Source organism: Flavipsychrobacter stenotrophus, from assembly GCF_002954265.1.
Taxonomy (GTDB): domain Bacteria; phylum Bacteroidota; class Bacteroidia; order Chitinophagales; family Chitinophagaceae; genus Flavipsychrobacter; species Flavipsychrobacter stenotrophus.
Genome location: NZ_PPSL01000013.1, coordinates 1 through 22,790, shown reverse-complemented (window position 1 = coordinate 22,790; position 22,790 = coordinate 1). Strand labels below are relative to the sequence as shown.

The 22,790-nt window shown below is 40.1% G+C and carries 17 protein-coding genes; 3 read left to right on the top strand and 14 right to left on the bottom strand.

Features of this window, described 5'->3' with window-relative positions; translation table 11 throughout:
* A partial coding sequence (locus CJD36_RS22565; protein ID WP_133162765.1) for an FG-GAP-like repeat-containing protein occupies positions 1-5,872 on the bottom strand: 5,872 nt, incomplete at its 3' end.
* A 931-nt stretch (positions 5,873-6,803) separates the two neighbouring features.
* Between CJD36_RS22565 and CJD36_RS22555 the strand changes: the two genes are divergently transcribed.
* A complete protein-coding gene (locus CJD36_RS22555; RefSeq protein ID WP_105041476.1) occupies positions 6,804-7,100 on the top strand; it encodes a helix-turn-helix domain-containing protein in 297 nt (98 codons plus the stop codon).
* A gap of 3 nt (positions 7,101-7,103) precedes the next feature.
* Positions 7,104-8,354 carry a type II toxin-antitoxin system HipA family toxin gene (locus CJD36_RS22550; RefSeq protein ID WP_105041475.1) on the top strand — a complete coding sequence of 417 codons (1,251 nt, stop codon included), beginning with the start codon at positions 7,104-7,106 and terminating at the stop codon, positions 8,352-8,354.
* A 468-nt stretch (positions 8,355-8,822) separates the two neighbouring features.
* On the opposite strand, the gene CJD36_RS22545 is transcribed toward CJD36_RS22550, so the two are convergent.
* From CJD36_RS22545 to CJD36_RS22515, 6 genes are all read right to left on the bottom strand, one after another.
* Complete coding sequence (locus tag CJD36_RS22545; protein ID WP_105041474.1) at positions 8,823-9,152, bottom strand: hypothetical protein; 330 nt, start codon at positions 9,150-9,152, stop codon at positions 8,823-8,825.
* A 10-nt stretch (positions 9,153-9,162) separates the two neighbouring features.
* Entirely contained in the window at positions 9,163-9,585 is a 423-nt protein-coding gene (locus CJD36_RS22540; protein WP_105041473.1) for a hypothetical protein, read from the bottom strand.
* 87 nt (positions 9,586-9,672) lie between these two features.
* Positions 9,673-9,978, bottom strand: a complete 306-nt coding sequence (locus CJD36_RS22535) for a helix-turn-helix domain-containing protein (protein WP_133162764.1) — start codon at positions 9,976-9,978, stop codon at positions 9,673-9,675.
* A 168-nt stretch (positions 9,979-10,146) separates the two neighbouring features.
* The gene (locus tag CJD36_RS22530) at positions 10,147-10,875 is read right to left on the bottom strand and encodes a hypothetical protein (RefSeq protein WP_105041471.1); all 729 of its coding nucleotides are present in this window, start codon (positions 10,873-10,875) and stop codon (positions 10,147-10,149) included.
* A gap of 795 nt (positions 10,876-11,670) precedes the next feature.
* Entirely contained in the window at positions 11,671-13,920 is a 2,250-nt protein-coding gene (locus CJD36_RS22520) for an NHL domain-containing protein (protein WP_105041470.1), read from the bottom strand.
* A 143-nt stretch (positions 13,921-14,063) separates the two neighbouring features.
* Entirely contained in the window at positions 14,064-14,339 is a 276-nt protein-coding gene (locus CJD36_RS22515; RefSeq protein ID WP_394337903.1) for a L17 family ribosomal protein, read from the bottom strand.
* Positions 14,340-14,759: 420 nt separating this feature from the next.
* Here CJD36_RS22515 and CJD36_RS22510 point away from each other — a divergent pair, with 420 nt between their 5' ends.
* A complete protein-coding gene (locus tag CJD36_RS22510; RefSeq protein WP_105041469.1) occupies positions 14,760-15,320 on the top strand; it encodes a uracil-DNA glycosylase family protein in 561 nt (186 codons plus the stop codon).
* A 110-nt stretch (positions 15,321-15,430) separates the two neighbouring features.
* On the opposite strand, the gene CJD36_RS22505 is transcribed toward CJD36_RS22510, so the two are convergent.
* From CJD36_RS22505 to CJD36_RS22465, 7 genes are all read right to left on the bottom strand, one after another.
* Positions 15,431-16,240, bottom strand: coding sequence for an FRG domain-containing protein (locus tag CJD36_RS22505; RefSeq protein ID WP_105041468.1), 810 nt, complete (start codon positions 16,238-16,240; stop codon positions 15,431-15,433).
* Positions 16,241-16,743: 503 nt separating this feature from the next.
* The gene (locus CJD36_RS22500) at positions 16,744-17,160 is read right to left on the bottom strand and encodes a hypothetical protein (protein ID WP_105041467.1); all 417 of its coding nucleotides are present in this window, start codon (positions 17,158-17,160) and stop codon (positions 16,744-16,746) included.
* 1 nt (position 17,161) lies between these two features.
* Positions 17,162-17,866 (bottom strand): calcium-binding EGF-like domain-containing protein, encoded by a 705-nt coding sequence (locus CJD36_RS23085; protein WP_133162763.1) that lies wholly within the window; start codon positions 17,864-17,866, stop codon positions 17,162-17,164.
* A gap of 553 nt (positions 17,867-18,419) precedes the next feature.
* Positions 18,420-18,560 carry a site-specific integrase gene (locus tag CJD36_RS22485; protein ID WP_105041464.1) on the bottom strand — a complete coding sequence of 47 codons (141 nt, stop codon included), beginning with the start codon at positions 18,558-18,560 and terminating at the stop codon, positions 18,420-18,422.
* A gap of 263 nt (positions 18,561-18,823) precedes the next feature.
* Entirely contained in the window at positions 18,824-19,435 is a 612-nt protein-coding gene (locus CJD36_RS22480) for a hypothetical protein (RefSeq protein WP_105041463.1), read from the bottom strand.
* A 710-nt stretch (positions 19,436-20,145) separates the two neighbouring features.
* A complete protein-coding gene (locus CJD36_RS22470; RefSeq protein ID WP_105041461.1) occupies positions 20,146-21,294 on the bottom strand; it encodes a ligand-binding sensor domain-containing protein in 1,149 nt (382 codons plus the stop codon).
* A 171-nt stretch (positions 21,295-21,465) separates the two neighbouring features.
* Positions 21,466-22,257, bottom strand: coding sequence for a DUF4382 domain-containing protein (locus CJD36_RS22465; protein WP_105041460.1), 792 nt, complete (start codon positions 22,255-22,257; stop codon positions 21,466-21,468).
* Positions 22,258-22,790 lie beyond the last annotated feature (533 nt).

Sequence of the window (22,790 nt, the reverse complement as noted above, 5' to 3'; positions counted from 1 at the left end):
TAGTGCTGAACACAGGGCTGGTAAAGGTCAGAGCAGGTGCATTGGTCCATGTACCGGCAGTTATGCTGGTTGCTGCCACCTGGTAATCAACTGTATTACTTTGAGCAGCAGCAGGTGATGGTCCGCCATTCCTCCATTGTTCTCCTGTATAAGACACTGTAAGACCTACAATGTTGCTGGTGCCGTTATTCTTAAAGCGAGCACCATAGTATTGGGTAGCGGGAGTACCTGAACCAAGACTGCCCAACGCCCTGTCAGTAGCAGAAGTAGTACCATAACTGAAGACACCACCCGAGGTCGAAGAACCATTATCTACCCTATAACTCGCAGTCCCCGTTGCAGCAGCGTACCAGCCCTGTATAGTTCCGTTGTCCGTCCAAGTAAAGGTAGTACCGGTGTTAGGTAGGCTATTGAAGTTCTGGGTATAAGTAGGTGCAACATTACTAAGGTTGATCCAGCTTGCTGGAGTCACCGTAATTGTAGCAGCACCTGATATACTCTGAGAACATCCTGCAACCGATGTTGCTGAAGTAAGTGTGTATGTAGTAGTAACAGTAGGTGTTACAGTTACAGTACTACTACCAGCACCGTTTAATGTAGTAGTAGTCGTAGCACTACCGTTCCAATAGTAAACAGTAGCATTAGCTGTACCGGTAAATAACAAAGTAGTAGTTGAACCTGAGACTATGGTGGCAGTTCCCGAAACAGAAGCTGTAGGAAGTGTATTTACCGTAATAGCAGTTGTAGTAGCAGACGCGCTGCCACAACTATTTGTAGCAGTAAATGAGTATATACCTGCTGAAGCAGTATTGACAGTAAATGAACCCGGGTTCAGAAGGGTTGAAGAGAAACTGTTAGGACCACTCCATGAGTAGGTTGAAGCACCTGATGCTACACCAGTCAATGTAAGAGTGCTACCCGCACAAACAGTATAAGATGATGCTGCAGCAGATACCGCAGATGGAGCTAATAAGACAGAAAGCGAAGCTGAAGAAGCAGTGGCGCTGCCACAAGTATTAGTAGCAGTAAGCGAATAAACACCTGCTGATACAGTATTAACTACAAATGATGCAGGATTAAGATCTGATGAAGAATACCCGTTAGGGCCACTCCATGAATAGATCAAAGCATTTGTTGCTGAACCTGTTAAAGTCAATGTTCCGCCATTACATATAGTTGAAGACGACAATGTTGCAATAACTGCCGTAGGTATATTCAATATACTTATTGGAGAAGTGGTTGCTGAAACAGTTCCACAACTATTTGTAGCTGCTAGTGTGTAGCTTCCTGCAGATGCTGTATTAACGGGAAATGCTGCAGGATTCAGATCAGTTGATGTGAAACTATTTGGTCCACTCCATGAATAACTGGTTGCTCCTGTCGCTGTTCCGTTCAAACTAAGTGTTAGGCCTGTGCAGATCGACGTAGCTGATGGAGAAGCGGTAACAACTGAAGGGGTGGTGATTATAGATAATAATGACGTTGTAGCGGTAACATTACCACAAAAGTTTGTTGCCGTAAATGTATAAATACCTGCCGATGCAGTACTAACTGCAAATGATGCTGGGATGGCGTCTGTGGAGGTGAAGCTGTTTGGTCCCGCCCAAGCATAGCTGGTTGCATTTGATGCCGCACCTGTTAGTGTTAGATTGTTTCCGTTACATACCGATGAAGAAGATAACGATGCGCTGACTGAAGTAACAGCGTTAATTATGGAAAGAGAAGCTGTAGATGTCGATACACTACCACAGCTGTTGGTAGCAGTAAGTGTATATATACCTGCAGATGAAATCGTTGTAGTTATGGCCGCAGGATTTAGATTTGTCGATGAACTACCATTTGGGTATGCCCACGAATATGATGTTGCTCCTGTCGCCGTTCCTGTAAGTGTTAGTAATTGTCCGCTGCAAACTGTGGTGTTTGATAAATTTGCGCTTACACCTGATGGTATGTTTAGAACAGTAAAAGTAGTAGTTGAAGTACTCGTTCCACATGCATTTGTTGCAGATAATGTGTAAATACCAGCTGATGCAGTACTTACTGTAAATGATGCAGGCGAAAGATCTGTTGACGTGTATCCGTTAGGGCCACTCCACTGATAAGAAATTGCATTTACTGCACTTCCTGTAAGCGTAACAGAGTTGCCAAGACAAATTCCTGATGCAGATGCATTAGATGTAACACTCGTTGGTGGCGCAGTACAGCCCATATCAACTGTAACTGTAGCACTCTCCCCGGAAATTACTGCAAAACAACCAGCCAAAGATATTGCGCTGTCTAGTGAATAGACTGTTGTAGTAGTAGGTGTAACAGTAAATGATGTCGTTCCACCAGAACCTATTGTTGTTGTAGATGAAGCACCTCCCGTCCATGAATAATAAACTACATCTCCATTGTTGCCGCTTATAGTAAGCGATGTACTACTTCCTAATGGAATAACATTTGAACCCGTGATTGACAGAGAAGGTGCAACATTTACAGCAATGGCTGATGTTGTAGCCGTTATAGTACCACAACTATTGGAAGCTGTAAGAGAATAGACACCCGCAGACAAAGTACTCGTGATTAGAGCAGTAGGATTCATGATGGTAGAACTAAATCCATTTGGACCACTCCATGAATAAACTGATGTGCCTGAAACTGAGCCGGACAGAATAAGCGTAGTTCCTGTACACAATGTGCTAGGTAATGCACTTGCCGAAACTGATGGTGCAGCCGGACTTATAGTTATTGGTGTGTAAACAAAGCTTGAATCTCCTCCGAAAGCAGTGTAATAAATTACTGTATCTGTACCTGATACAACACCTGTTACTACTCCTGTACTGGTTATTGTTGCATTTGTGGTGTTAGAGAGCGCCCATCCACCACCTGATACAGTATTAGAGAAAGTTGTTGAACTGCCCGGACATATTGTAGCTGTTCCGGAACTTGTGCCTATTGGCGGTTTAGGGTAATTTTTTAGTATGGTTATCGTATTTGTTGCTGCAGCTGTAGCTCCTCCCCGGTTGCCTGTTACGATATCAGGGTAACCATCTGCATCGAGGTCTCCGATAGTTACAGTTACCGGTTTGTTGCCAGTTGCAATATTTTGTGGACTGGCGAGGGAAAGTGTTACTGTAGAGCCTGAAGCTAGATTTCTAAAGATGGAAACCGTATTATCAGCATTGTTAGATACCACAACATCTAGTTTGCCATCTCCGTTCAAATCTGCTACTGCTATACCAGTTGGAGTAGAACCCGATCCGGAACCTGATGTGAAATTTACTGCGGATGCAAATGATGAGGCTGTAATCGTACCAGTAGCACCAGAGTTGATGAATATGCTGATATTTCCACTATTTGAATTAGTAACTAAAAGGTCACTTTTCCCATCGTTATTAATGTCGCCTGCGGCCACATCCAATGGTCCTGAACCAACAGTTAAAGAAACTGAGGTTCCGAATGATATAGAGCCATAAGTGGAAGTGTTTTTAGCGACTGTGATCGTACTTCCCGAGTAGGTGCCTGTTCCGGAGTTAAAACCAGAGTTAGGGCAGGCTACATCTGGAAGCCCGTCACTATCAAAGTCAGCGATGCAAACACTTGAAGGTGCTGCACCTGCAGGAACTACAACAGCAGTACCGAAAGACACAGAACCTACTGAAGACGTATTGGGTAATATTATTATGTAGTTGCTTACTGCAAAACCAGACAATGCCAGATCAGGCTTACCATCACCATCAAAGTCTCTGATTGCTGCTACAGAAGTGTAACCAGCGGCAGAAATAGACACGGGAGTAGCGAACGTTGGATTAGCACCAACACCTGATGTAGTATTGCGATATACCAATAGATAGGCCGCATCCGGCAATGGAACGATAATATCTAGTTTACCATCACCATCAATATCTGCAAGTTTTACGTTATTGGGTGTATACGATAAAATAGAAGTAGTTATAGTACTTGTTAATGAGAAAGAAGAGCCTGAAATGACACCTATACCTGTCATTACATTTTTGAATATTGATATAGATGGAGATCCGCTGCCAGCTACCGTTGCGGTGTTATTCACAACAAGATCTGGTTGTCCATCATTATTAAGATCGCCCATGGCACCCGAGTAGGGAGTAGCGCCAGAAGTCAATATTAATGCACTGTTGAAGTTCAGAGTATTAGATACAAAGCCTGAGTTGTTGTAAATCGGGGTAAAAGGAGCAGGGGAATACGCTGTATAGTTGTTAGTAGAAGTTACCGAAACAGGACCATAAAGAGCACCTGCGGGTACTACAACTGATAAGCTTAATGTTGTAGACGAACCGGCATTTATTGTTGCTTTTGTTGCGCCGAAATAAACTATGCTGGAAGCGGGATCGAAATTTGTTCCATTAATGACAACAGTTGATCCAGGAATACCTGAAAGTGGGGATATAGATGAAATAGTTGGCGTAAGTCCATTAATGTATATCGTACGTGTTGTATATAAAGGTCCGCAACCTGCAGCACTCGTAGTGCTGTAGCTTATTGTAGCAGTCCCTTGGGTAACACCTGTAACTACACCACCAGAAGAAGTTATAGTAACACTACCTGTTCCGTTCACGCTGCTCCAGGTTGCAGTACCTGTCGCAGTAGGGTTATATAAAGAGACAGAAGATCCGATCTGCACACCAGGAGTTGATGGGTATATGGATCCAACTGCAGGTAATGCATTGACAGTTACTGTTAAAGTAGCCGCACTACCGCAAACAATTGGAGCTGTATAGGTAAATGTTTTTGTTCCTGCACTCACACCCGTTACAATTCCTGTACTACCACCAATTGTAGCGGCTCCACTAGCCGCTGTTGGTGTCCATGTACCACCAGTAAGGCCAGTAGTGCTAAGAGATAAAGTTGACCCTACGCACACAGAAGATCCACCAGTAATAGTACCTGCTGAAGGATTAGGAACTACAGTAACTGAAGGTGAGTTAGTTGAGGTTACAGTTGTTGCTGAGTTGGAGCATGTAGTCTGACACCGATAAAAAGTTGAGGTTGATAATGCAGGAGTGGAATAGGTAAGCGCTGTAAAGCCTGTTCCCGTGCTTACATCCGACCAAGTTGTACCATTAGCCGATTGTTGCCATTTGTAAGATATGCCACTTCCCGTTGTAGCACTGCCAAGTGTAAGTGTGGTAGTAGCACCTGAACAAATAGTTGAAGTACCTACTGCTACTGTACCCTGGTTAGGGGTGCCGGTACAAATTGGCAATACTGTACCTGCTAATGCCAAACTTGTATTTGTAAAATACCAACTACCACCCGTTGCACCTATCGGTGTTATTCTTATTTTAATTACAGTACCAGCAGCTACATTCTGCAATGCCGTTATTGCTGATAGATCAGTTGATCCAGGCGTTCCAACCGTACCTGTTGTCAGTGTAGTACTCCAACTGCCAGCTAATACGTAAGCACCTCCACCTACTGAATAATGAATATCGCATCCTGTAGGACCACTTCCTGATCTTCTTGTATTTCCTGACATGGTTGTTAGTGAAACAACATAACCGCTATTTACAGTGAATTGAAAATACCAACTATTAGCCTCACCGGATGCTGACGATGTACTGGTAAAACCACCAGCGGCTCCATAACAAGAGGTTGCACCTGAGCCGGTTACTACCATCGAAGATCCACGTATTAAGCCACTGGTACCTCCCGTAAATGCTAAATTTGCATTAATTGTAGCAGGTGTCCATGGACTTGGACCATAACCGCCAGCAGTGATTGTGCCGCCAGGAATTAGCGAAGGATCCCACTTAATAATTTGCGAGTGACCAAAGAATGGCGTCAACAATAATATAAAAGAAAGAATTATTACGATCTGTCGTTGGGCATATGACATCGAAATGTAATTCATACAGGTTGCATTTAGCCTGCTAAATTCGATGTACAAGGTTAACGGGGCATCAATATTATGTTACGTCAAGATTAATAAATTGTTACGCAATATCAACTTCTTATTGTTTTGTACAGATTCAACCAAATGACGATAAACCTTTTACACTTTTTTTCAGAGTGTCGATTCAAATTTGGTTGACACTATTTGAAGTAAATAAGGGTATTGTTTGACACCAAAATACTTTACCCAAAATACTTTTGGCATGGTTTTTTCTAACAGCAAAGGTTCCAGAGTCAGATAAGCGAAACGCGAACGAACGGCGTGTTGAATTTGTATTTTCTTTTCAATGAATTGCAGAATTTTGCACATTTTTTAACGGAGTTTGTGCAAAGTTTATTTGGAGATTTAGAGGTTCTTGTTACCCCGCATAATAATTCCTTTGAAAGAACAATGGTTTAAAGCATTATCTGCATCGCACGGGAAGAAGACTCTAATTAACTAAGTCTGCAAGTGAGAATACAGTGGATTGAATCCACAAGTATCTTGCCGGGAATTGAATTATACAGGTGTAAAGCTAGGCTATAACACGCACAAATTATTATTTTTCAAAAATAGAATGTAATATTCCTTTATTTTATTTTATAATTTTTAAACGATTTATCTATAGCATGTTATATTTCTAAGAGTGTGAATTTTAATTAGGTGGAATTATATTTCAATGGAGAATCGTATTACATAACTTTTATAAAAAAAATTAACTTCATTGCTGTTGGGCCAATATTAGAATACTCAATATATAATAATACATATTGACCTGCAATGATTTACATCGATACAAAATGAAACTTATCTATATTAGTCAAGCATATTACAACCTAACCTCAATAAATATAAATGTTGACTATTATCTTTATTTTATCTAATTTTGTTGATAATATCCTACATTTATATGAGTGGCAAGAAGCAAATTTTGTTCCCGAAGTATCAGAAGTTGTTTGAGCAGGTTGGCGAAAACTTAAAACTAGCTAGAAAGAGACGCAGATTGACAATGGTACAGGTTGCTGAGAGGGCAGGAATTGACCGAACTACCTTGTACCAAATAGAAAAGGGCAATGGTAGCGTTTCCATGGCGGCATATTTCAATGTCCTTAGAGTCTTAGGAATGCAGGACGACATTTTGAAGCTTGCCAGTGACGATGAGTATGGTAGAAAATTGCAAGATCTTAGTTTAATCGGAAGGAAATAACAAATGGCAAACCAGAAAAGAGACATATTCGTTTACGCTCATTGGAAGGGTATGCATGAGCCCAAATGTATTGGTATATTAAGTGCGCACCAAGCTAAAGGAAGAAAGGCATTTAGCTTTGAATATGATACTGACTGGATCAGTTCAAAAGAACAACTATTACTCGACCCTGATATTTCTTGGTATAAAGGCCATCAATATCCTGTTGGTAAAGAAAACTTTGGTTTATTCCTTGACTCAATGCCTGATACCTGGGGACGAACCTTAATGAAAAGGCGAGCAGCTCAAAACGCTAGTGCAGAAGGTTGGCCCTCGCCTACTTTATATGATGTAGATTTTTTGTTAGGGGTTTATGACAAAAGCAGAATGGGGGCGTTAAGGTTTAAATTAGAAAGGGACGGCCCACTCTTAGATGATAATGACCAATCACCTGCACCTCCGTGGAGTAGCATAAGAGAGTTACAACATGGCGCTGAGTTGCTGGAAAGTGAAGATGATAATGATGAAGTAAGAAAGTGGCTGAATATTTTACTGGCACCGGGCTCTTCTTTAGGAGGCGCAAGACCTAAAGCTAATATCCTGGATGATAATGGAAATTTATGGATAGCCAAATTCCCATCTAAGGGTGATAGTATTGATAAAGCTTCCTGGGAATATCTGGCATACAAACTTGCGTTAAGTGCTGGAATTGAAATGTCAGAGTCGAAAATTGAAAAGGTATCAGGAAAGTACAATACATTTTTCACTAAGAGATTTGACAGAGCTGGAGCCGAGAGAATACAATTCGCATCTGCAATGACAATGACCGGTCAAAATGAAGATACGATTAGAGATAATCCCTCAAGCTATCTTGATATGGCAGAATTTATTCAATTCAATGGAGCTCAAAGCAAAAAAGATCTTCATCAGCTTTGGCGTAGAATTTCATTCCACATTGCAATTTCAAACACTGATGATCATTTACGTAATCATGGATTTATACTAACAGACAAAGGTTGGCTATTATCTCCTGCCTACGATATAAATCCTTCAATAGATAAAGATGGGCTCGCACTTAACATTGATACAGAAAATAATGCGTTAGATTTTGAATTAGCCATTAGTGTTGGTGAGTATTTTCAGTTAACTAAAGTTGAGATGACAACAATTCTTAATGAAATTAAAGTTGTCGTCAGTAATTGGAAGAAAGTAGCCAATGAAATTGGTATTTCAAGAGCCGAACAAGAACTAATGAAAAGCGCTTTTAGATTCTAGGCTATCCTAGTCCTATCGAACAATGAAACCTGCGCCGAGCGTGAGTGGGGAAATTATCTGCGGGCTGTGTCAAAATTCGAACCCCAAATTTAAACCACATAAAAATATTTTGCTGCAATCCTTTGTAACCCTTGCCTGCTGGCACTTTCACCAATCCACTTCTGATGATTTCATTTGGAGTATTTATTCCAGCTGCAAAAATGTCTCTGAAATTACACCACTCTCAAGCTACAATTCAGTAATTCATACTGATTCATATTGATTCGTATAGATTCGTATAGATTTGTATTGAATCGCATTGAATCGTATCAAACTGCTGGGATTTGCATTTCGGCAATTCAATTTCCCAATAATCAAATCAATCGATTTGTATTGATTTGTTTCAACATACCCAAATATTCATTTGGGTAAAATACAGAAAGGAAACTTAAAGATATTCTAATGTGAGACGAAAATAGATTTGTGAACCTAAATTATAGTCAGAACCTTACTCGGAGGCAAAACCCTTTTAGCCTCTTGATATTTTTCATTAACCACAAAAATTATTACTCCACCTACCAAAATAACTATGACAATAGGGACCCAGTTCTGTTGTACATATGCTGCCAAATTAATGGAATTGCTAGCCGTTTGAAACATCGGTTTAGACAAATCAATTGGCTGGGATTCTAACAATATATCAGGTGGTTTGACAACTCCTCCCACAGAAAAGGGCATTGTATTTGGGGCGATTACAAAAGGTTCTTGTGTATTGATAAAGTGTTCAGCAAGCGACAAATTCTTATATATCTGATCCATTGAAAGTAGTTTATGCACTTTGGCGAATTAAAAAAATATTGTTGTTAAACTCTGTTGGTTCTATGCCGTATTTAAACATCCACAACACCGTTTTTCCAGTTTGTGTATTCTTCTGTCGTTTAACAAAGTAGTCAAATTCGAAGCGCTCATACTGTAGAAGATCTAAGGAAACTCCTTTGGTCATTGAGTATATTTCACTACGAAAAACCTTGGCTAAAACAGCATCATTGTGTTTAAGTGTTTTCAGCAGGGCTACTGCATCTGTGTCATTTGCCTTCCTTTTGTCGTTATTGTGGTCAACTCTATGTTGAGGACAACAATACTTCTGCCTGCTGTCAGTAGGCTGAAATATCTTATTACAGTCAGCTTTTTTACACGGAATACCCGCATAGAGTCGTTTTGACATCCGCTTTGTTGGTTTTTTTACGTCCATTTTTTTGAATTTGATTGTCCTTGAATAATTGCTGCGAATTGTATTTCAACTCTGACCAAAGACCAAAGTGAAGATCGAGAAGCGTTTTTATTTTGATCGGAATATTCTACGGGTTGATGCTACTGGCTCTACCCTATTATTGTCAACAAGAGTCAGTATATCTGAGAGCCGATAAAAGATCACTCCCTTAATTTTAGAATAGATGATTATTCCCTCCGCCTTCCAGGATGCCAATGTTCTCTTGCTGACTTTCAGCCATTGCAGGGTTTCTTTTTCGGTAAGAATTACCTCATTTGCAGGACGCTGATTCTTTTCAATTATCTCCGCTACCTTGTCTAATAGCTCGTCTACCCGATCTTCTACCCAAATGGGTGTTGATTGATTTTTATTCATCTTATTTTGCATTTTGAAACAGCCAACTTCTTGTTGATTGCTTTAGAATACAAAGCTAGACACACTAATTCGCATGGCAAATTATTCACATACTGAAAGTTTCGAAATAATTTCAGTACTCACTTAAGGGGCAATTTCATTAGTACTAAAGGAGAAAATAAACATAATTCACGCAATGTTTTCTTCCGCTATAGCTGCCTGCTCTTTTTTGATTCTTTCCGCTAGAGCATATTTTACGTAGTCATAAAATGGAGGAGTTCTTACGTATTTTTCTTTACTAAGTTCTTTACTCTGATCTGCCCCCCCAAGCACCAACGTAAGATAACCAGTTATTACCCCCTTTGCATATGGACTAAGCCGACGTTTATAGGATGCCCCAATGTGGATAGATTCATACTTAGCTGCTTCATCATATAAGAATCTGATTATAATAGATTTATCAAATCTATCCGTTTTTCTTTTCCGTAAAAAGTAACTTACAACCATATGGTTGATCAATTTTTCTAACGAATATTTAATTTCAGTAGAACCCGATGGTGGCTTCACTTTCTTATTGACATTGCGGTAATAACTAAGAGTTTCTAGCGTATTGTCAGAACCATTTTGAATTGAAATCCCATGGAACTTCATATAGTCAGGTTCAACTTTAAATCTCTCATACGCCTGCAGAGAGTATTTTTCAATTTCATCAATGTGTTTACCAATCTTATCCCTCTGCTCTAATTCTGTAACATTTCTGAAATATCCCTTGAACTCCAATAGCTGTTGCGCCGGTACAGACTTACTGTTATCAAGCAAAGTCTCAATATCCATTGCCAGCTTTCGAAACTTAGCTAAATCAGCTTTCTCCACACCCAATTCGCCAAATATCTCAAATTGATCTTTAAAAGCACTCATAATAATTAGTTTGTAATAAAGATATTAAGTATCATTTGATTTTCATGTTGTTACAATTTTTTGAAAGTAACTTTAAAAGAATGGGTGCTCACACATTCTCTGGGAAGAATTCTAAACTATACACTTTCCCAATCGTTCTTTCCCCCTTCTAGAACAAAATTGGTCAACCGCAACAATATTCAAGCAATTCCCTTGTTTGATCGTAACTTATTTCTATAGTCATTTTTGAAAGTTATTCATTTGGCTTGTGAATATTTGAATACTCATCGTTTGGCCCAAGACCTAAATAAGGTTTAGAACCCAATAGATGACTTAAGAAGGGACATTTATCAAATTTGGTAAGTGGACAATTTTCTGAGAACGTTGTAGATTGCCAGCTAAATCTACCTGTAAAGTTACTTTAAGAAATGGGCGTTTACGGGAGTAAACGGCCGTAACTGGCCCGGCATTTTCCACTCTAACCCCAAAGTATTGGTTGGGTCGGCATAACTTCTTTATACCAGCATCGAACACAACAAAGTCATGGATCAGCTCAAGCACTCTGGTTTTTGTGCAGAATTGAAGCAAGTGCTGATCCAGCAGGTTCTGGTTGGAATCATAGATATAGTTTTCTTCTTTCCATTTCAGGAAGTATTTTTCAGTTGTCTTGGTAGTTGGAATTAATATTAATTATTAATGCTGTGAGGTAGCTCTTTAACACCGATGCCCGCAGAAAACTGAAGAAATAGGAGCATTGTTCCAGCACACATAAATATGTGCGGACGCGTTAAATACGGTGCACATGTCCTGGAATGTCTATTCCTTGACAAACTTCCTTACAACATCGCCATTTATTCTTAGAAAATATAATCCAGGCGGTAAACTGCTTACATCAAGCGCTATAGACCCTGTATTGTAATCTCTGTCTAAAAAATATTTACCGGGTACATCGGTTATAGCAATATGATTGATTTTATTGGGCGAGGAGATATAGAGCATTGAAACAGCCGGGTTAGGGTAGATGTTGATATCTTCATTTGTTAAAGAAGCAACAGATACGCCGTGCGCACAGGATTCCTCAGTGCGAACCCGGATCGTTTTTACCTTACTTACGCTGCCACATCCGTTGGTAAGCGTATAGGTGATGACATCAACACCAGGAGAGACACCGGTAGTAATTCCTGACGAGGACACCGTTGCATTGCCATTTTGCACATACCACATCCCTCCACCGGGAACCGACAGAACTGCAGAATCCCCTGGACATATACTATCAACACCTGAAATAGTAAAAGTCGACGGCGGCGCGCTACTGATAACAACAGCCTTTTTCACCTGCACTACGCATGCCAAGGGCGCAGTATAGGTAACGGTATATTTAAGCGTATCTATTCCGGCGTTAAAACCCGTAAGGTGTCCCCCTAATATACTTCCAAGAGAATTATTATTGGTCCATACCCCGCCCATAATACTGTCAGTATATACTATCATCACAAATGTGCATATACTATCTCGGCCCACAATAGGGCTTAAATGAACAGGCGGAATGATCTCCAAACCTTTAACAGCCGATGAAACACCGCAGCTATTAGTTAATAGATAGCTTATTGTATCTGTTCCGGTTGATATACCAGTGGCCAATCCTCCAGCCGTGATTGTAGTATGTGCATTTGTGCATGTCCACATCCCCCCAAAGCTTCCATTTGCAAACAAAGCAGTACTTCCCGTACATAAACTGTCGGCACCGGTAATCGGCTGCGCGGGTGCTTCAATATATATATATTGGAGTCTGCTTTGTACACCGCAGATATTATTGGTAGTGTAGATAATATTATTACCTCCTTGCGCAACGCCGGTCACTACTCCACTGGCAGTTATTGTAGCTGTGGTAACACTCGACAGGCTCCATGAACCTCCTGCAATACTATCGGTAAAAGTTACCGACGCACCGATGCAAAGGGTATCAGTGCCCATTATAGATGCGGGTGCACAGTTCATAATTATTTTCTGAACCAAGTTAGAACCGATATTGGCAAAATATAAGGTTCCGGCAGTATCCATGGACATGCCAATCGGGTAATTTATTACTGCACCCAATGCTAATACATAATTACCGCTGTAGCCGGTTATCAGGGGGTGGCCGCATATAGTTGTAATTACTCCCAAAGGATCTATCTTCCTGATAAGGTCGTTCTCCCCATCTGCTGCATATATCGTTCCGCTCTTATCTACGGCCAAACCTTCTGGCCCACGGAACTGTGCAGCTGTTGCCGGTCCGCCGTCGCCGCTAAAACCCTCCGTGCCAATTCCCGCCACAGTACTGATAATGCCAGCTGTACTTATTTTGCGCACCTTGTAATTGACCTTATCCGAAAAATAAAGGTTGCCGGCGGTATCAAACGCCATACCTGCAGCATGGCTTATCATTGCCAGCGATGCCGGTCCGCCGTCACCCGAAAGTCCTGGCGTACCATTGCCTGTAACAGTTGTGATAGTCCCGGCAGTATCTACCTTTCTTATCCTGTTATTGCCTCCATCTGAAATGTAAACATTGCCATAACGGTCGACAGCAACGCATTGAGGATTAGCCAGGCCTGCGGCAGTAGCAGGACCACCATCGCCCGAAAAAGAGTAAGTATGATTACCGGCAAAAGTGGAAATGATACCTGTATGGCTCACCTTTCTCACCACCTGGTTAGCCATATCGGCTATGTATAAATTTTCAGAATCGTCTACAGCAACGTCCCACGGGAACATTAGTTGGGCCGCTGTAGCCGGCCCGCCATTACCACTATACCCATACGTATGATTACCGGCAACCGTAGTTATAATGCCATCTGTGCCTACTTTCCTGACAACAAAATTGTTATGGTCGGCAATATACACGTTGCCCTGCTTGCTCACGCTTATACCATAAGGATTGGCAAGACTTGCTGTTGTTGCGGGCCCACCATCGCCGGAGTAGTATTCATTCAAATTGCCCGCAACATTGACAATAACCTGCCCCTTAGTAAAAAGTGGCAGCATTAGTGCTATCAGTGCAGTTAATCGCAAAACTGATCTCATATAGTAAGAATAAGGTAAAGGGTAATGTAATAAGTAGACTCTAATTTGTGTAAAGACAGCTTCCTAAATATTGCCCTAAAATACATCAAATAGAAATGGCTACCATAAAGGCAGCCATTTTATTTACGTAACTTATAAAAAGCTTATTCAGCAGTTTCTGTTGCTTCAGCAGCAGGAGCTTCTGTAGTTGCTGAAGCAACCGGAGTAGCTTCTGTAGTTTTAGCGGCACCTGAACCACGACGGCTACGTCGTGGTTTCTTGACATCAGCTGCTTCAGCATCTTTACCATAGATCTCGTTGAAGGCAACCGGCTCTATCATAGCCATATCCGCGGCATCACCAGCACGGCGAGGCAACTTAATGATACAGGTATATCCACCCGGACGACCACCAACTTTATCGCTGATAACACCAAACAGTTCCTAGATAGCTTCCTTATCCTGCAGGATAGAAAATTATTTGCCTTAAAAAAACCTCTACCCTAAAAATAAGACAGAGGTGTTAACTTTGCTCTTCACTTCAACCAAGATTTTATTTATATGTGCTATAGTTGTATTCAACATCAAAATAGTCTGCCCCCAGTTGGTTGCTGGATTCCATGTTTCAAGATGAAAGACTTAAAAGCAGAACCTTTCTTAGTTAAAATATCTATTCCCGCAGATATGAAGTTGAGCAAAGTCAGCGCTAACCCAACAAGGCTGACATGTCCTGAATGTGGACGCACGATAATAGATTTATTAAGCCTAAAAAAGACAGCGGATCCTTGGACGGTTTATACGCCTCGCACTTAATGACGATCTTAGTTTCTATACCCGAAGTGTGGGTTAATAGTTATAGATATGGAAGTTATGAATGTTATAATGCACAAATTTCTTGATTATCAACCGGCAAAAGATGCCGAAACTTTGATAATTGGTACCTTCAATCCAAATGTGGAAGACAATAAAGCGAACTTCTTTTATAGCAGACCACGCAACTATTTATGGACGATTTTACCAACTGCTCATACAAAGAAGGGTTTAAAAAACGCCAGTAGGCTTGAAAAAGAGAACTTCAGTTCTACATATAAGATTGCATTTATTGACTTGATTGAAAATGTAAAGGTTCACGAGGGGCAAGAAGTAAATTATGAGGACGCTTACCTTGATAAGCAAGAAATAGAATGGAGAAAAGTAATAGAGGTTATGAAGGAATTGAGTAACCTTAAACGAGTATGTTTTTCAAGATCCACTTTCGCTGATATACCCAGAATGAATAAAGTAGTTATTGAAATAGAAGACTATTGTAAGGACAACAAAATAAAGTTTCAAAGATTAGTTACACCTGCAAGGTTTTATAATGAAGCCAAGCAGGATCAATGGAATAATTTTCTTCTAAATGATTCTGGACAGCCAAATTAGGTTTCTGTATCTCCTATATACATCACATTTTAAATAGCCCGACTGCTTTCAGTAAAATTGAAGGAAAAACAAAGTCAATTATGTGATATACTGCATACATGGTTGCTTACTTAACAAATACCGAATATGCGTTTCAACAATGATGGCTTATTGATATTTTTAATGGTTTCTGTAATATTTGCCTCATGCCGACAATAAGCCCAGTCCAATGTAAATCCTTGGTCGTTTAATTCCTTTTTTATAGCAGCTTTGGCGTTTTTATCAATAATCAATTTTTCTAAATAGTCTCGTGTAGTAGGCTGTTCTTCTAGCGGTGTCATACCGTCTTTTAAAGGCTGAATGGAAAAGCGTCCCCACTGCCTTGCTCTTCTATGCTCGGCAGTAAAATGATCATTTTGCTCTTCGTAGAAAAAAGGGTAGTTTATCGTATGAAACTCGTTTACCTGAAAAGGAGAACCCTTTAATATTTGAGGGCTGTCGTCTTTAATGAGCTTATCTGGAGGGCATCGCAATATCCAAAATTGCCCATCTTCATTGTGTAGTGTTTCATTTTCAACGGCGAATAGGACAGCCATTTCCCATTTAATAGTCCAATCAAGTAACCTAGTAGTTAGCCCCAAGTGTTGTGCCTGAAACAATGAAAACCATGTTTGGGTATGTGGAAACTTGTCCTTTGAAAAAGTATCTTGAACAACGATCTTACCTTTTTTAGCCTTTTTCTGAAAGCAATTAAACAATCTTAACTCTTCTTTCTCATATGAGTCTTCATTTCGGCGTTCACGAAAAATGCCTGGCTGTAACTTAAATCTGTCGCTACCTTGTCCACGATAGAACTCCCAAAAATCAACTCCTAAAAATCGGTTGTTTTGTAGCTGTTTTACTATCTGTGCTATCTCATCAAGGGTCGTGATCTTAGACATGATTATTTTTTCTGAAATTTACAAAAAAGTAGTAACAAACAACTAAATTGCTTTAAACCAGCCGGCGTAAAGGTGGCGGTTTGCTATGTATGCCAACACATGCGAGTGTAGGCGAACAAACGAGCGACTCTGCTGAAATGCTTGCCGGGTGTGCAAAGCCGTAAAAGCGAACCAAAACACATATAATTTATTTATAGCCGTCCAGTCTCGAACCTGACATTACTTTTCCACCCATGCATGAGTGTTTGACGTGAATATGTCGGATTTGTTCAGATGGTTGTGGCCTGCTTTCCGAATCTCTGGATTGTTAGTTACTCTGACGCACCACTTCTGGTAAATTGTTTCAATAATTAATTGGGTTGCCCCAGTTTTCAATGTTGGTGATCTTGATTTTGCGCGCTGTAATATATCCTTTCAAATTTTATTTTCATGAAAAAAATCCTGCTCGAAAACGGAGTTCGCAAACAGGATTATAGATAAAATCGGATGGTTGTAATGCACATTTATAATGCAATCAAACTAGGCAGAAGGCATACTATTATTATAACTGTCATGTAAATGTAGTAACCAGTGCTATACGGGGGAACACTCACCAACACCGCCTTATTATCGCCACTCCCAGTAATCTTCACCGTCTGCTTATCGTTCAATGACTCTTTGTAAGCCCAACTTTCAGACACCACATTCACTTCATGGTTTCCCTTCGGCACATTCGTAACCGTAAGAGTCTTAATCCGCTTTCTCTTATCCCAAACTAACTTGCCGTCCATCGTAACCGATGCGCCCTTAATTGTCGTAGATGGCTTTATTTTAACCGTCCCAACATTATCATTGCCACCACCGTATGATACCGTAACACGCTTTGCGCATGAACTCAAAAATAATGCGCTTAAAAGTAAAATTGTGATTGTTATTTTCATATTAGTTGAGTGTTAAAAGTTTATATTGATTGTTCGTGAATGGTAATGCCAGTGGATTGAATGACCAATAATAAGTATTGGATTCTAGTCGCAGATTGTAGGTGCTAAGGGCACTATAATATCCGAAACCATAATTAGAACCATTGTTAGGCACACTGAAATAAGATAATGACTGCGTTGTAAGTCCGTAGTTGAAATAGCATTTGGTGACAGCTTCCGCACCATTGTTCTTTATGATAAGAAAGAAGTAGTCGGATGGAACATCTACATTGACAATAGTTGACCCAGATGAAGGGAATCTGCTAATTATAGAGAATGATACAACCTCCCCAATTAGACCACCTGATGAATTTGTTCCTTTGGCGGATATATAGGCAACCGCTTGGTCATCGTATGTCCCTGTAACTGACACACTACCTGACTTTGGAATGGTATAGTTTGACCCGTTTAAGGTCATCGTAACATCAGTAACTGCGTTGTTCTTATATGTAAGTGTTGTGGTCGCTTTGCTCTGGCAGGTCGTTCCTGTATATCCAGTTGGGCAAGTGCATGAGCCATTACTGCACAACCCTCCATTCTGGCAACTAACAGCACCACACGCATCCACTGATGAACTGCTTTTCTTACACGACGTGTAGCACGTTATGGTGGCGAAGGAAATTAAGGATAGTGCTGCCGATAGTAGCACCCGTTTTGTGTTTTTCATTTTTGATTTTGATTATGATGGTGAGCAAAAAAATAGCGTAACTGAAATTCTTTATGCTATTCGAGGCTGTCGAAGGCCTTACGCTGCAAAAGACACAGTTACGCCATGGCTGGCGCATCATAGTCATCTCGTTGCAGCGTATTTTAAAGTTTCGACATTTAGAAATAGCAACTAAAATGGTACAATACAAAAAATCGTAAAGTATATATGTGGGGTGGTTTTTATCTAGCCAAATTCAATCTCTTTTTTGCGGTAAATATAATACGTTTACATTACTATCAATACCACGTTTTAGCGGCATATAATATTTATTCCATCTTCATTGCAAGTTATGTGCCAGAATAAACCTATTGCATAGGAATTTCTCTTGGTTATCTTTGAAGGTAACATGGATATAGCAGCCTATTTTAAAAAATTTGCTGAGGACAATAGTCCCAATTTAGTCCCTGTGCTTTTGATTTGGTATTGCTACATCTTGGGAAACTTACCGAGGCAGTAACAGAATTTATTGTCAAGGTATTAAAAAGTGGTTCATAGATAAATAATGCCCTGATTATACAACCTTACTCACTGTTTCCAATGGAACCCCATTAGATAATGTAATGGTTGTGGCAAATGTGTGGCGCGCCAGGTGAAAGAACAGATCTTGCTTAATACCCGCTGCCTTAGCATTAGTCTTTAAATGCTCATTCATCTTTTGGTTCGTAATTACGTTCCAGTTAAGACCATCAGATTACAATTTACAAGTACAATTAACCCTTATAAATTAAATCCGACGAACGGCGCTGAATGGCTACCGGGTTGCTGAAAGCGACTACGGAAATGCAAAATGACTTATTTACTTTGGGATAAAGCTACTTCATGAAAATAGAAACGCAAAAGATACAATGACTGCTATCTGAAGATTGCCTGCCAGTCACGACGTAGTCGAAAAGACTACGCCAAACGGTGAAGCAACTATTCATGTTTCATGCCCCAGATTAAGACTCCTGTTCCAACAAGATATAACAGTAGGTAAACGTTTTTAAACAGAGTCCTCCAGAATTTAATTTCTTTTACTTGTTCTTCTGCTTCTTTGCGGGTATCTCCTATCAGTCGATCCGCTTCAAGAATGTAATTATTGAAAGCATCGAAGTCATAAACATTCGATGCTAAGCCTTTTAAACTGTCTATCAGACGCTGTTTATCTTCTGTATCCAAGGGCCTATTAACAGTAGAAACTGTCAGGCCACCAACATACTTCATCGCTGCCTGATGGATATATTCTCTTTTCAAGGCAGACTTCATCATACTATCATCTGAACCATTAACAACATAGTATAGATTTTCGTACAACAGTGATGACCTCGTCATGTCTGAGAAATCTCTTGCCGATTCCATATAGTCCTTGGACTTAGAGTCCCAACTGTCGAAGGAATAGTTTTGAACTATCCAAGAAAAAAGGATAATAGCTGTGCCTGCCATCTTATACTTTATGGACTTACCCAATTTTTTTTTGGGCATATTTTCAATTGTTGCTTGTGGATTAGCCTTTGGCTTAGATGCCGCAACTTTTTTGGCATGGTTCATGTAGTGACTTTGTAAATGTTTCCTTAGAAAAAATGCTCCGCTGATTTTATTTTGCAAAGATGATGCTATAGAATGATGTTTACAACGGCAGTAAAAATAAAAAAGCGGAGAAACCGCTCTCGCTCTGTTTCTCCGCTCTTCATTCAGTCCCCCAGACGGGAAGTTTATCGAACCAATTGATGGAAATTTTGAAGCGATTGAGCCTCACAGGCAACGTGCAAATCCGTTAGTTTGAATCCTGTCTTCGTAACAACTGAGCAACCTTAGAAGTCAACAAAACAGGAAATTAGAATCTAACAACTAAATTCAAATTGAATTCTTTACAATGATATTCATCAACTTTACCCCTAAGTCCGGATCTATTTGTTTGATAAGATCGCCTTTAAAAAAGTCAAATTCAGAAGATTCGATTTTGTTACGGTAAAAATACAATTGTTGCAAAGAATTTAATTTAACAAGATCTCTTGCAATACGTGCTTTTATGCTCGTGCAATACATAAATTCAACATAAAGTTCCTTCAGCTCATTACTACAAACTTCCGCTATTTCAGCCCCAAATAACTTAATAAACTGTGTAATATGGAAATTTTGAAGAGTTTGAGTGCCTTTCAACTCTATCCCTAAACGACAAAACTTCGAACTATGCAAGAAAATTCTTCTATGAAATACTCAAGTTAAAATCAACTTAGTGCGCTGATTGCAACAAGCCATTACTCAGAATACTCCGAAAAAGTAGTAAAGGTTTTACCGTCAAAGCGGCTCAAACCAAAACCTCTTGTTCCAAACCAAAGGTTTCCTTTTTTATCTTCTAAAGCAAACCAAACAGAGTTATTAATGAGTCCATCTTTAGTAGTTAAATTTCTAAAAGTTTTTCCATCATAACACCATACACCATTTGATTCTGTAGTGAGCCAAATATTTCCATGTTTGTCTTCTAAAATAAAATATATACCACCGCTAACAAATCCTTCTTGCTCCCTAAAACCGGTAAATGATTTTCCATCATAGCGGCAAGCACCGTGTCTTCGAGTGGCGAACCAAAGATTACCCGGCTTATCTTCACAGATCGAAAAAATCATATCATCGTGAATACAGTCTTTCGGCCTGGAGTCGGTAAAGGCTATTGGTATAAAGTTGGGCATGGATTCTGTCTTATGCCTGTCAGAGGATCTTTGATCTTCGTTCAACCTGTAATATTCTGTGGATGGAAGAAAATTTTTAAAAGATTTCCCATCATAGCGCCATACGCCACCACCGTTCCAAGAGCTAAACCATAGGTTCCCCATCTTATCTTGTATTATATGCACAATATATTGATAGTGGACACCAAGGTTAAATGGATGGTCATCATTATTTAGAAAATTTGTAAATTTTTTCCCATCATAACGATAAATACCACTGTTCATTGTTCCGAACCAAAGGTTGCCTTGCTTGTCTTCTAAAAGGCATGAAACAGGGCTCTTGCTTGCATCTTCCTTTGCTGTTAGATTTGTTATCGTTTTCCCACTGTAGCGGCAAATCCCGTTACTAGTGCCAAACAAAATATCTCCTGCTTTATCTTCAACAATCGCATTCACATTATTACTCAATAAACCATCTTTCTTCGTAAAATTCGTAAATGATGTGCCATCATAACAATAAACACCTGCATTCAAAGTGCCGAACCAGAGCTTTCCTGTTTTATCCATGAACCCACAATCAACCTGGGTATAGCTAGTCCCTTGTGCCCTCACCATTTTCGGATGTGCTGTGGTGTTTGTCTTTATTTTGCGTGGGGTGCGCTTTGGCTGAGATTGGTCTTGCCCGTTACAGACACTACCCAAAATCAATAATAACAGCAGTGAAGAAATACGCTTCATGGTTTAAAAGTAGAAAAACGAAGGCATAAGCAAACATTAAAAACATAATGTAAGCAGGGTAAAATGGAAAAGAGTTCGATATTCCTGTTTGTGTCAAAAGCAAAACCCACTCTCAAAGTGGGTTTTACTTTTTGGTACAAATTATCCGGTTACTAAGTAGCTATGTTTATTTTAAGGATGTAAAGTAATAGTGCCAAGGTCGAATATAGTACCATAGGTCACGCTTACATTAGTTTGGCTATAAACAGCAAGACCTGCGACACCCGGCTGTACCATTAAGGTATAAGAACCTGACGCCATGCCGTTTATTTTAAAGAAGCCATCTGCATTATCGGGGATGGCAGCGAATGTATCGGCACCGTCTATAGCATATACAATAGACATAGAAGTGAGTGGCAGTATATGCCCTTTCACGCTACCATTTGTAGCTGCGCTGTAGGCCCTTATTACGGGTTTCAATTTGTAAGTATTGCTACCGGTAAGGTTTATTGATTTAGCGGCATCAAAGTCGATCCATACATCATAAGAGCCATTGGCTGCAAATGTCTGGTTGAGGTTCAGCTTCACACCACTCTCTTGTGCAGAGGGCGTACTGAGCGGATATGAAGTGCCCGCTACAACAACCGAGTTGTTTGTGCCCAGTATAAGCCTTATCTGGCTTACAGTGCCAGCAGGAATACTAGCGCGCATGAGCAAAGTATCCAGCCCGTTGCGGAAGTGCAGGATATCGTATACGCCCGGGCGTATAGGAGTAAGTGTTACGGCACTGCTACCGCTCATGGTCACCTCAACCTGTTGTATATCTATATATACATGGTCGTATATGGAGGAAGGGGCATCAGTGAGGTGCATACTTACCTGTGAGGTATCGCCTGAATTATTATTGTCCTTCTTGCAGGAATAAAGAGCTACGAATGAGCTCAACACTAATACCGACGTATAAATCCAATTCTTTTTCATCATAGTTTATACCATGTAAAACTATGCCAGTGTGAAGGGGCGGGCTCTTGATTTTAACATTTAGCGTTTGCTCCTATTTGAAATCCAATAGAAATGAGGAAGCAGTTTTATGTTTTTGGAGAAATAGTAACTGGAAAGCTGTATAAACACGGACTAGTGGCTACTTAAACAGCAAAAACCACCACCATAGCGGCTTCCCAAGGACTATAATGCAAATTACAATGCAAGACGTTTTTTATAAAATAAAAAAGCAGCTACGAATGAACGTAACTGCTTGATAATCAATCGTGCCCCAGATGGGAAGGTTATCGAACCAATTGATGGACATATTTAGGCAGTTGTTTACACTTCAGCTATAGTACCTCGATTGTAGGCGAGTCCCGAAAAGGAGACTCGCCGGGGACTGAGACATGAAAATTATTGCTTCCACGACTGTGTATTTATCATTCTCATCAGCATATTACCTCGGCCTGTAAGATCCTCAGACTTATTAGATAGTATAATAAGCCCATTTCCGAAAATCGTATCAATGGCAA